Annotated in this window: 9 protein-coding genes and 3 pseudogenes; 3 read left to right on the top strand and 9 right to left on the bottom strand. The window is 45.0% G+C overall.

Translation table 11 applies throughout. From position 1 onward, the window contains the following. Positions 1-33: 33 nt before the first annotated feature. From H6G92_RS23345 to H6G92_RS23310, 8 genes are all read right to left on the bottom strand, one after another. Positions 34-768, bottom strand: coding sequence for a DUF1995 family protein (locus H6G92_RS23345; protein WP_190896232.1), 735 nt, complete (start codon positions 766-768; stop codon positions 34-36). Positions 769-1,050: 282 nt separating this feature from the next. Then, on the bottom strand, positions 1,051-3,042 hold the full coding sequence (locus H6G92_RS23340) for a hybrid sensor histidine kinase/response regulator (RefSeq protein ID WP_190896230.1): 1,992 nt from the start codon (positions 3,040-3,042) through the stop codon (positions 1,051-1,053). Next, positions 3,035-5,209 (bottom strand): ATP-binding protein, encoded by a 2,175-nt coding sequence (locus H6G92_RS23335; protein ID WP_190896228.1) that lies wholly within the window; start codon positions 5,207-5,209, stop codon positions 3,035-3,037. The genes H6G92_RS23340 and H6G92_RS23335 overlap by 8 nt, the downstream gene beginning before the upstream one ends. Before the next feature lie 69 nt (positions 5,210-5,278). Then, entirely contained in the window at positions 5,279-6,289 is a 1,011-nt protein-coding gene (locus tag H6G92_RS23330; RefSeq protein WP_190896226.1) for an ATP-binding SpoIIE family protein phosphatase, read from the bottom strand. A gap of 1 nt (position 6,290) precedes the next feature. Then, positions 6,291-6,689, bottom strand: coding sequence for an anti-sigma regulatory factor (locus H6G92_RS23325; protein WP_190896224.1), 399 nt, complete (start codon positions 6,687-6,689; stop codon positions 6,291-6,293). After that, entirely contained in the window at positions 6,676-7,089 is a 414-nt protein-coding gene (locus H6G92_RS23320; protein WP_190896222.1) for an STAS domain-containing protein, read from the bottom strand. The genes H6G92_RS23325 and H6G92_RS23320 overlap by 14 nt, the downstream gene beginning before the upstream one ends. Before the next feature lie 10 nt (positions 7,090-7,099). Continuing rightward, the gene (locus H6G92_RS23315) at positions 7,100-7,951 is read right to left on the bottom strand and encodes an STAS domain-containing protein (RefSeq protein WP_242059285.1); all 852 of its coding nucleotides are present in this window, start codon (positions 7,949-7,951) and stop codon (positions 7,100-7,102) included. Positions 7,952-8,228: 277 nt separating this feature from the next. Next, positions 8,229-9,398, bottom strand: coding sequence for a cysteine desulfurase family protein (locus H6G92_RS23310; RefSeq protein ID WP_190896353.1), 1,170 nt, complete (start codon positions 9,396-9,398; stop codon positions 8,229-8,231). Positions 9,399-9,615: 217 nt separating this feature from the next. Between H6G92_RS23310 and H6G92_RS23305 the strand changes: the two genes are divergently transcribed. After that, a complete protein-coding gene (locus tag H6G92_RS23305; RefSeq protein ID WP_190896219.1) occupies positions 9,616-11,247 on the top strand; it encodes a DUF655 domain-containing protein in 1,632 nt (543 codons plus the stop codon). Here the strand turns inward: H6G92_RS23305 and H6G92_RS41355 are convergent. After that, positions 11,246-11,329: pseudogene (locus tag H6G92_RS41355) on the bottom strand (DUF7219 family protein); the annotation flags it as partial. The gene H6G92_RS23305 and the pseudogene H6G92_RS41355 sit on opposite strands and share 2 nt — an antisense overlap. Before the next feature lie 150 nt (positions 11,330-11,479). Between H6G92_RS41355 and H6G92_RS23300 the strand changes: the two are divergent. Further along, positions 11,480-11,914 (top strand): annotated as a pseudogene (locus H6G92_RS23300) (ISAzo13 family transposase); the annotation flags it as partial. Positions 11,915-12,099: 185 nt separating this feature from the next. After that, positions 12,100-12,253, top strand: a pseudogene (locus H6G92_RS39655) (RNA-guided endonuclease TnpB family protein); the annotation flags it as partial.

Genomic DNA, 12,253 nt, shown 5'->3' with positions numbered 1-12,253 from the left:
GAGAAAGTTTCCTCCTGCTACCCTTTGTTTCTTTTAACTACTCAACGCCTTTAAGAAGCGTTGCAAACTCTTAAACACATTGGGCTTTTTCGCAGGTGTCGCGTCTGTTGCTGTTTGCGGTTGTCCCTTCAAGAGGATGAGATCCAACTCATCACCCGATGGTTTTGTGGGTAATTCGGCAATTCTTTGATATTCGCCGCCAATTTCCAGCCAAACTTCCCACTGTCCTGGATAGCAGCGGTATAAGGCACTTTCATCGTCTACAGGGCGGAGATAATAGGCGGATTCAATGGTACTAATAAAACGATCGCGGATTTTTCTAGCTGTATAACCAATGCCCACAGTTCCAGAATCTTCTAGGCGGGGATTTAACAAGACTAAAGGGCGATCGCCTATTTCTTGACATAACTTTTCCACCTGCGGTACTTCTACAGAAGTGGGGGCGATGAACAAGAAAATTTCATCCTCTGGCTGAATTTTTGTCTGCAAAGAAGCAGCCCTTCCCGTGCCGATATCCAAAATTTGAAATGGTGTATCTGCCCAATTACGACGGGCTAAAGCCGCAGCACCAGCGTCAGCAAAGAAAATCTTCAAACGGGAATCATATTCTGTAAACAGTGGCAGAAATTGTTCCGCCACCGGCATAAACTTGAGTTCTGGGAACAGGAAATCAACTTGTATGCGAGTACAGCCAGCTGCAAGGGCGGCTTGGACGGCTACACGAGATTGGGCGATCGCATCTTCAAGAGTATTTGGAAGTTCATTCATGGTTTATTATGTCGTTTTAGCATTACTCCCATTGTTCCAGTATTAGCTCTGATTGAGTAGACAGGCGATGACGATCAACCCCAGGATAGCCCCAATGGGTGTTGGGTAGGCGTAGCCCGTGATTCATAGGAGTAAGCATAAAGCTCAATTGAAGAAGTGCGATCGCACAGAAGACACACTCAAAATTTTACCTGTTAGTAAAAGACTCGTTTAAAAGCAAGGTCAAAAATTTCATTGGTTACTTGCGATCGCAAGTATGGCAGAAGTTTTCACCAATCGTTGCTATACCCCTACTATTGTTAAAATAGCTTGCATTAGTACCTCTACCTCAATTGGTTTGGAAATATGCTGTTGAAATCCGGCTGCTAGTGCAAGTTGTTGATCAATTTCTCCTGCATAAGCAGTGAGAGCGATCGCCGGAATTTCTCCGCCTTGGTCAGCCGACTGCTTTCTAATTTGACGAATTAGTGTATAGCCATCCATATCGGGCATACCAATATCACTGATTAGCAAATCAAATTTTGCTTGCTTCAAACTGCTCAGAGCATCATGTGCTGATTCCACTTCAGTCACTTGCGCCCCGTACTGTTCTAGCAGGAAGCCGATAAACTCCCGCGAATCTCTGTCATCATCTACAAGCAGCGCTTGCAATCCATTCAGATTGAAGTCTGAGTGATTATGAAACGCAGTATCATCTTGATTCAGTTTTGCCGCAGCGATCAGTGGAAATTTGACTTTAAACGTTGATCCTTGACCTTCTCCAGGGCTTGCTACCTCAACAGTTCCTCCATGCAATTCAACCAAATGACGCACGATCGCTAACCCTAACCCCAATCCTCCAAATCTTCGAGTCGTTGTCCCATCAGCTTGGCGGAAGTAGTCAAAGACGTAGGGCAGAAAGTCAGCAGAGATACCCATACCAGTGTCGCTGACAGAGATTTGAGTGTATTCCAAAGGATGAGTATCAACTTCATTCATCCCTTCAGCTTTATCCTTAATCCTTTCTAACCGCACCTCTACCCGACCACCCTGTGAGGTAAATTTAATCGCGTTAGAAAGTAGATTCCAAACAACCTGTTGCAGGCGACCAGAATCACCCAACACTTGCCCAACGTTCGGTTCAAATATTGTTTGAATCTGAATGGATTTAGCTTCAGCAGCGAGCCGCACGGTTTCCAGAGCCGCTTTGATGGTACAAGTTAGACCGACTGGAACTGTATGCAAACTCAACTTGCCTTGGAGAATACGCGACACATCGAGCAAATCTTCAATCAATTGTGCTTGCAGCTTGGCATTACGCTCGATCGTTTCGAGTGCATACTGAGTTTTGGCTGCGTTCTGGTGGCTCGTTTGCAAAATTTTTGCCCATCCCAAAATAGGATTCAAAGGCGATCGCAATTCATGAGACAGCACTGCTAGAAACTCATCTTTAATCCGATTAGCTTGTTGCGCTTGTTCAGTTTGTTGCTGCAAAGAAATCATCAGCTGATTGAGGCGATCGTTCTGCTCTTGCAGCAAGGCTGATGCTCGCTTCCGTTCGGTGATATCGGACAGGATGAAAACGGCACCCGTGAGAGTCCCATGCCCATCAAATACCGGATCGATGGTTTTGGCAAACCATCGTCCTGTGGACTGGAATTCTAAAACTTGCCGTTGATGAGTTTCTTTAGCACGGCGAAAGCAGGTGCCATCACCAATTCCCAATTCTGCGTCCATCAACTCATGGTGAACACAACCTAAAATTTCGTGGGAGGGCTTGCAAAAAAGCTGCATCATCGCTAGATTACAGCGCAGAATTATACCTTCTGTGTCTACCAGACATACGCTGTCCTTGATAGAGTCAAAGGTAGTTTGCCACTCCCGTGCTGAGGATAAAGCCGCTTCTTCCGCTCGTCGAATTCGCAGCAGCGATCGCACCGTAGCAAGTAGTTCAATGGGTTCAACAGGTTGCACCAGATAAGCATCGGCTCCACTGTCTAAGCCTTCTGCTTTATCCTGGCTTTGAATAAAACTTGCAGAAAGGTGTAACACGGGAATAAAAGCAGTTTCGGGGTTTGCCTTAATTTGGCGACAGACTTCAAAACCACTGATATCTGGTAATTTGACATCCAAAATCACCAGAGCAGGCTGATGTTCAGCAGCTGCCTTTAATCCTGCTGCTCCGGTTGCCGCTTCCACGACGGTAAAGCCTGCATTTTGCAAAATCCGGGTGACAACGTAACGATTTGCTTCGTTATCGTCAACATGCAGGATGATAACCCGTGGCTCAGACATGACTTTGCCCGCAAATATCTAGAACAAGCCCGGCTTTGATCAGTGCATCTTGAAGTTGAGCGTTCGCTGCCGTTTGAGAGCCTGTTTCTTTGGAAAGAATAGCGATGCTTGTTTTTGCTAATTGGCTCTGCGCTTCTGCATCCAGTTGTGCAGATGAGTGGATAATCACAGGAATCGACTGAGTGACGGGATTGCTCTTAAGCTGCTTGAGTACATCAAACCCGCTGAACTCTGGCATCTCCAGGTCAAGCACGATCGCAGTCGGTTGCTCGCATTGTGCCAACTTTAATCCTTCCCATCCGTTCATGGCTTCTAAAATAGTCAATTGTGTATTTACTAACAACTGTTTCACCAAATATCGGTAGGCAGGGTCATCGTCAATTAACAAGATTTTTTGAAGCTTGTTCTGATTAATTAGCGTATTAAGTTTGTTCAACAACGGCAATCTGTCTACCGGCTTAATTAGAAAACCGTTGGCTCCTAACGCTAGTGCTTGCTTCTCGTTATCAATGATGGTAATAACTAGTACAGGGATAGTACGAGTAGTTTCATCTCCTTTGATTTCTCGCAAGAACGTCCAGCCGTTTTGCCCTTCTAGCATGATATCTAGCATAATCGCCGCAGGTTGAAGTTGTTGTAAGGCAAGCCTTGCCTGAGCTAAAGTGCGGGTCGCAATTAATTGATAGGTTGACTCCTGAAGGTGCTTTTCGTAAATAAATAGGGTTTCTAGATGATCTTCAACCGCTAGAATGGGCAGGCGAGTTTGCTCAAATGATACGATGGTTTCCGATCGACGGTCGGTCATCGGTTGCAGTAGGGTGGGAAATTCAGTTCCATGTGGGTAGATGATCGGAATCGATGCTGTAAAGGTGGAGCCTTCACCCAGCTTACTTCTAACTGAAATGCTGCCGCCGAGTAGCTCCGTTAGCTTGCGCGATAACGGCAATCCTAACCCGGTTCCCTTCACCTGCTTTTGCAGAGGGGATTCAATTTGGACAAAATCCTCAAAAATGCGCTCTTGATCGGCGGTCGCAATGCCGATGCCCGTATCGGACACGGAGAAAATCACTGTATGACCCCTTTGCACAGCGGTTACACGCACTTCTCCCTGCTCGGTAAATTTGAGGGCATTTGAGATAAAGTTTCTCAGAATTTGCGCGACTTTACCTTCATCACTATATATCTGCCCAATACCGTCAGGTTCCTCGACAATTAGCGCGACAGAGGAGCCTTGAACCAATAATGGGCGCAGCATTCCCCGCAGCGTGGCAAACAAGTCACTAACTTCAAAGGAACTGGGACGTACTTCAATTTTTCCAGCTTCTACCTTTGCCAAATCCAGTAAGTCGTTGACTAGTTCTGATAATCCGCTCGCCCCCTTTTGGATGAATGTCACCTGCTTTTCTTGCTCGGCGGTCAAATCGCCATCCATCCGTGCCAGCAGCATCCGAGATAGCGACAAAATCGAGTTGAGCGGTGTGCGAAACTCATGGCTCATGTTCGAGAGAAAGCGGGTTTTTAGCTCGTTGACCTTTTGCAAAGAGTCTGCCTTCTCATCCAATTCCGCATAGAGGGCAACTACACCACGATTAGTATCTTCCAGTTCTCGGTTGAGTTGGGTCAGTTCTTCCTCGCGCTTCCGTAACTCTGCCATTGCCCGCAGTAATTCCTGGTTTTGTCGCTGGATTTCTTCATAGGGATTCTGGGGCGATCGCTTCATCACGGTTTCTCGAATCTGCTGCAATTGCGAATCGCTGAAAGTAGGTGTGCGCTTCGATAGCCTTTTGCTCATCACCACCGTTGTTCCCTGTCCCGGCAGCGATTCCATCTCAAAGAAATCCATCAGCTTGCGGCTGCCCATAATACCTAGCCCCATTCCTGTAAGAGAGGTGTAGCGTCCTGCCAAAACCTCTGCTAGATGAGGAATGCCCCCTCCCTGATCCTGAATCCGAATTAGAAACGCCTGAGGTTCTCCTGCCACACAAAATTCAACCGTTCCACCTCTGGCATACTGAAAGGCGTTGCGGGCAATTTCGGAAACTGCCGTTGCCAATCGTGCTTGATCTTGAGTATCAAAGCCCAATTGCTCGGCGATCTCACGAGTTCGTTGTCGAGCTTGGACAACATCCTGTTCGTAGTGGATTTCGAGCGTGAAAACGATTGTCAAGTTGCTTTGCTCCAATTCAAAAAAATTGCACTTTCTTTGGGACTTGTACCATTAATTACGAATTACGAATTAGTTATTATTTTGCATTCCTTTAGCCACTAACACCGTCACATCGTCCCGATCTCGGTTAAAGTCTCGGTATAATACACCTGCAATCAGGCTGGGATGTTTTTGACTCAAGCCTGGATAGCGATCAAGCTGCCACTTACTGTCTAATCCGTCAGAATGCATAATTAAAAGTCCGTTGGCATACCAGGGGTAGCTAAACTCTTGAATTTTGCGAATTTCATGTCCGACCGTGCCATTGTGAGACATCAGATGGTGGTGTTCAGTAAATGAGATAATCCTGGCAGCAATATTGCCAATTCCGGCAAAGCGGACAGACTCTTGTTCAAAGTCGATTTCGGCAATGGCGAGTGCCGCTCCTCGTGTACTTCGCAAGGCGGCGTGGGCAGCTTCGACGATCGCACCAGGAGAGCGATGATGTTCTTGAAAAATTCTTACGGCTTGTGAAGCAGCACTGGCAGCCGCAGGCCCATGCCCTAAGCCATCGGCTACTAGCAACAGGCTGCGGCATTGATCGACTTGACATGCCCAGGCATCTCCTGAAACCTCCTCCCCTCGTTTGGGCAAACAGATTACCCCAATTTCTAAAGTCTTTTCAGGCGGATGGGGTGCCGAGTTTGCCCAGAGGTGGACGAGGAGCGCCGTTCCTTGATTGCGAATCGAGTAAATTTCAAATAAACCAGAGAGGCGACGAATACCGCCCAATCCATTGCCTAAGGTTCCGGCTGTGGAAAAGCCATCTTGCAAACACTCATCCACATCGACCATTCCCCGTCCTTTATCTAGCGACAAGACTTCAATACCGATGGCTGAATCGTGTTCGATCAATCTTAGTAACAACACTCCACCCTGACCGTGCTGGATCAGATTGTTCGCCAGCTCTGTCACCACAATGCCAACCCTGCCCCGTTGAGTTTCTTGAAAGCCGAGCCGAGTTGCTAAAGCGATCGCTACCCGTCGGGCTTCTCCGGTCTGGCTAGATTCAGTAATTGTAATGATGACAGATTCTCTCATTTTATTTCCATCGTACAATTGTTACCCGTGTTCCTTCTCCCACCGCAGACTGAATCTCAAACTCGTTGGCAAGTCGTTTGGCACCGCCCAGTCCCATACCCAACCCGCCCCCCGTGGTGAACCCATCCTTCAGCGCCAGATCAATATCGGGAATTCCCGGTCCCTGATCTTCAAAGGTCAGCCGGAGTCCTCGTCGTCTTCCTTCCTGAAGGGTTTCTAGCTTTACGGTGCCACCTCCCCCGTATTCTAGGGTGTTACGGGCTAACTCACTAGCAGCGGTCACAATTTTAGTTTGGTCTACTAAGCCAAAGCCAATCTCCACGCCCAGCTGGCGCACGGCTTGCCGAACTAAAACTACATCTGTAGAAGATTGAATATTGATTGTTTCAGTCTTCTGCATTGTCATCTGCACTCCGTTTGGTGGCAGCGACCGGATTTGTGGTTTCATTGAGTGATGATCGCAACAGTGCCATGCCCTTTTCTACGTTTAGGGCAGTGCGAATGCCCGTCAGCGACACCCCCAATTCCACCAGGGTAATTGCCACAGCAGGCTGCATCCCAACGACAACCGTCTCCGCATCTAGTACCCGTGACATTCTGGCAATATTGGCTAAAATCCTACCAATGAAGGAATCAACAATCTCTAATGCCGAAATATCGATTAAGACACCGTGAGCGTTAGTTTGAGTTATGCGGTTGGTTAGGTCGTCCTGTAATGTCATGGCAAGGTGATCGTGCATATCTACTTGGATCGTCACAAGCAGAAAATTGCCCATTTTGAGTATAGGAATGCGTTCCATTGGTTCCTACCTATTGAGGTTGAGAGCGGGTAATGGTCACTCCCAACCGTTTTAGCGCCATGAGAAAGGCATCGGCTAACGTCGCCTTGGTGATTACATCTGCCAAATCTATGCCGAGATAAACGATTGTTTGAGCAATTTGAGGACGAATGCCACTGATCATACAATCGGCTCCCATGAGACGGGCAGCAGTAACGGTCTTGAGCAGATGTTGAGCGGTGAGGGTATCGACGGTGGAAACCCCGGTAATGTCAATAATGGCAACTTCTGACCCGGTTTCAACAATTTTCTGCAATAACGACTCCATCATCATTTGAGTGCGGGCACTATCCAGGGTGCCGATAATGGGTAATGCCAAAATTCCCTCCCAGAGTTTAATTACTGGGGTAGACAGCTCCATCAACTCTTCCTGCTGCCGCAAAATCACCTCTTCCCGCGTCTTTTGATACACTTCAACTGTCAGCAATCCCAGCTGATCCAGTAAGTTTGTGGCTAGCCATATCTCTTCACCCAACTCAACGGGGTCTTTCAATTGCTGACGCATTCGGTTGAACAGGGGTTGCTTGAACGAAAAGACGAATGTAGCTGTTTCCGACGGTGTGAAGCCTTTTTGCGATCGCGATCGAGAAATGCTACTTAGGATCTCTCGCATGTCCTCCCACACTGCTGCTTGAATATTGGTCAACTTACCCTGCCCAACAGCGATCCGAAACAGGCTAAGGAATTCCCGGCACTCCTCCTTTAGCTCGGCTTCTTTAATCAAGCCTCTCCGAATATTGACAGTGGCTAACTCCTGAGTCCACTCCGACAGCAGGTCTGCCTCAAAGGTTTCCAGGATCTCTGGTATCTTACTTTCGCTCATCGTTCCTATAAGGGCAACCGCTTTCATTAGTCCAAAATTCAGTGTATGACGATTCAGTCCAACGTGAAAGCTGATATTGGAGAGCGATGTTTTTAGGAGAACTGGGCAACACCTGCCGTTGGCGATTGTGATTCTTGATTAGTTACATAACCACGTCGTTTGACCAAACTGGCCCGAAATCGCCCTGGCCCAGTCTGCGAATACATAGGTGTTAGTTTCAGCCTTGCGTCAGCCTTTTATGCAACTTAAATGTTCATGAGCTTATTAGTATGAGCGATCAACGCTTAACTAAAGATAAATCCTGTGTCAGCCTTTGCAAAACTTGCTTCAACACCATCACTATCCAATCTATATCAGCTTCAGTGGTATCACGCCCCAATGTGATGCGAATTCCCCCCAAAGCAGCTTTTTCGGAATAACCCATTGCTAACAATATCGGGCTTGGGCTAAGTTTACCACTTTGACAGGCAGCACCAGCGCTGATGCCGATACCTGCAAGGTTTAGCTGTCGTACTAAGGTTTTACCGCTCATTTTTTTACCATCGGCGTTTTCTAAGCACATACTCACATGGTGAGGTAAACGATCGCAGCCATCCCCTGTAGGAATTAAACCAGGAATTTCAGCTAATTGGGCAAAGGCGCGATCGCGTAACTCAATCAATCGTGGTGTTTCTGTAGCCAATTCTTGCGCTGCTAATTCTGCTGCTACACCAAACCCGGCAATTATCGGTACTGCTTGCGTACCAGAACGCAGTCCCATTTCTTGCCCACCACCACCCAGTAAGGGCATCAACTCCACACCAGGACGCACATACAGCGCCCCTACACCTTGGGGGCCATATATTTTATGACTGGAAAGGCTAAGTAAGTCTACGGCCAGTTGTTGCACATCTATGGGTAAGCGTCCCGCAGCTTGCACTGCATCTGTGTGGAACAAAGCACCGCGTGATCGCACAATCTTACCCAGTACCTCAATTGGTTGCACAGTGCCAACTTCACTTTGACCGTAAATTATAGAAACTAAGGCTGTGTTATGTCGCAATGCTGCCTTTAAATCTAGGGGGTTGACTCTGCCTTTAACATCTACACCTAGGCGCGTAACTTCCCAACCCCACATTTCTAGAAGCTTTACTGTCTCAGAAATTGCGGAATGCTCGACGCTAGAGATAATTATATGTTGAGGAACAGCATACAACCGAGCCACACCCATAATTGCGAGATTATTTGCTTCTGTACCACCAGATGTAAAGATTATTGATGCTGGATCGACAGCATTAATTAGTCCAGCAACTTGGACTCTGGCTTGTTCTACAACCGTTGCAGCGCGTTGTCCCCATTCATGTAAGCTGGAAGGATTGCCCCACTCTTGGGTGAGGACTCTTTGCATAACTGCGATCGCTTCTTTTCGAGTGGGAGTAGTGGCACTGTAATCTAGATAAATTTGCATATAACCGATAATGGTGAGAACACACGTTGGTAGTAGGCTGCTGATCTTGCCAGCATATACACTTTGAGTGGACAAATCCTGAAAAAAATCTCTGTAATTCTGCCTCTAGCAGTGGATTTTTCCCTTTACTTGGAAAGTTATTTTCTACTTCATTCAGAGCACAAAATTTTGGGAATTATAAATATGTCCACTCCCAATCCACTTTTAACAGATTACAGTGCAACTTTTATCTAGACAAAGGTATTTTTTATATATCTTTTTACTGATATTCTCCCTTGCTGCTTGTCAACGAGTCCAGTCTCTCAATCAGCGTCCAGCACCTTTACCACAAGACCCGTTAGTTCAAGTTTACTTTAACCATTCTGAGTCTTCAGAATACAAAGAACCTTACCGTCAGCAAACTCGCCTTGGGGATGATTTAGAAAAACAGATTGTCGATGCGATTACGCAAGCTAAATCTACAGTAGATGTGGCGGTGCAAGAATTACGTTTACCCAAAGTTGCCCAAGCACTGGTTGATAGACAAAAAGCTGGGGTGAAAGTCAGGATAATTTTAGAAAATACCTATAGCCGACCTTGGAGCAACTTAACATCTACTGAAGTAGGTAAGTTAGATAAAAGGGAACAGGAACGCTACAACGAATTTCGCAAATTTATTGATATCAACCAAGATAATCAACTCACTCCAGCAGAAATAAATCAAAGAGATGCTTTGATAATTTTGCAAAATGCCAAAATTCTCTGGATAGATGATCAAGCAGATGGTTCAGCTGGTAGCAGTTTGATGCACCACAAATTTGTGATTGTGGATAATCGCGTTGTAATTATAACTTCGGCTAATTTTACTTTAAGTGATACTTATGGTGATTTCACAAATTATAGCAGTTTAGGCAATGCCAATAATTTATTGCAGATTGACAGCCCAGAATTAGCATCTTTATTTACAGAAGAGTTTAATATCATGTGGGGAGATGGCCCAGGAGGTAAGCTAGATAGTCAATTTGGTTTGAAAAAACCGATGCGTTTACCTAAACAAATAACTTTAGGAAACACCCAAATTACTGTGCAATTTTCGCCTACTTCTCCAACTCAATCTTGGAGTAACAGTAGTAATGGTTTAATTGGTAAAACTTTAGATTCAGCAAGTAAATCTGTTGATATGGCATTATTTGTCTTTTCCGAACAGCAGATTGCCAATATTTTAGAAAAACGCCATCAACAAAGTGTGCAAATTCGCACTTTAATTGAACCACAATTTGCCTATCGTCCTTATAGTGAAGCATTGGATATGATGGGGGTTGCTCTTAGTAACAAATGTAAATATGAAGTTGATAACCATCCTTGGCAAAATCCAATTACAACTGTAGGCGTACCTGTGTTAACCAAGGGTGATTTATTACATCACAAATTTGGTGTTATTGATAGTCAAACACTAATTACAGGTTCTCATAATTGGTCAGATGCTGCTAATAATGGTAACGATGAGACGCTTGTAGTAATTGAAAGTCCTATCGTTGCTGCCCATTATGTGCGGGAATTTGCTCGTCTTTATACCAAGGTTAAACCCGGCTTACCACCAGTAATTCAAGAAAAAATTAAGTTAGAACAAACACGCTGTCCCCAGATAAAAAGTTCTTCATCAAGTGAACAACAAGCAATTAAAAAAATAAATATCAATACTGCAAGTATGGAAGAATTAGCAACTCTCCCTGGCGTGGGCAAGAAGTTAGCACAGCGGATAATTGTTAGCCGTCAACAGCAAAAATTTACATCTTTACAAGACTTGAAAAGAGTTCCAGGAGTTAGTACTAAGACATTAGAAAAATGGGGTGAGCGCCTTATTTGGTAAGGGCGCACAGATGTTTACTAACTTTTTGAGCAAATTCTTGGAGGTTGGCATTAAATACTAAGTTTTTTGGTTTAACTTGACCTTAGGCATCATGTAAAAATAACTTGAACAATTTGCGGAATGGTTAGATCATCAGAATGTAACCGAATTAAAGGCTTAGATGTCTGATAACCAAGTAGTACAAAGCATTCAAGACAAGTATGATTCGTTAAAGCCCTATTTGAACGAGAGGTGGTACTCAATGGGAAAAGAAGTTTATCCAAAAAGTCAGCATATAATGATTACGGCTGATTGTGGTGGTAGCAATAGTTATCGCTCTCGATTGTGGAAATTGAAGCTACAAGAATTAGCAACCCAGACTGGTAAAACTATTCATGTGTGCCATTTTCCTCCAGGCACAAGTAAATGGAATAAGATTGAGCATCGCTTGTTTTGCCACATTACCCAAAACTGGCGAGGCAGACTATTGACCAGCTTACAAGTTGTGATTAATCTAATTCGCAATACTACCACCACGCAAGGATTAGAAGTTGAGGCTAGATTAGATCCAAATCTCTACAAAACGGGAATCAAAGTTACAGACCAAGAGCTTGAGACTATTGCAATCGAACGAAATTCTTTTCATGGTGAGTGGAACTATATTATCAAACCCAAAGTAGGCACTTAATTGTTCAAGTTATTTTTACATAACTCCTTAGTAGCGATCGCGAGGGTAAATAAAGCTATTTTTATGAAGTGTGATGCGTAAAACCCTCGGTTTCCAACCGGGGGATATAAGCGAATATGCCAAATAAATTTGGCTATCTTATGTGAGAAGTGTTAACATAAGTTAGTGGTTAACTGGTCGACACCATGATTGTTTACGAGTTCAAAGTTAAAGGGAAAGAAAAACAGTATAGCGCTATTGACGAAGCCATACGCACTAGTCAATTCATCCAAAATAAGTGCTTGCGCTACTGGATGGATAATAAAAATATTGGCAGATATGACCTTAATAAATATTGCG

The sequence above is a fragment of the Nostoc foliaceum FACHB-393 genome (assembly GCF_014698505.1).
In the GTDB taxonomy this organism is placed as follows: domain Bacteria; phylum Cyanobacteriota; class Cyanobacteriia; order Cyanobacteriales; family Nostocaceae; genus Nostoc; species Nostoc foliaceum_A.
This window is presented reverse-complemented; position numbering and strand designations above follow the sequence as displayed.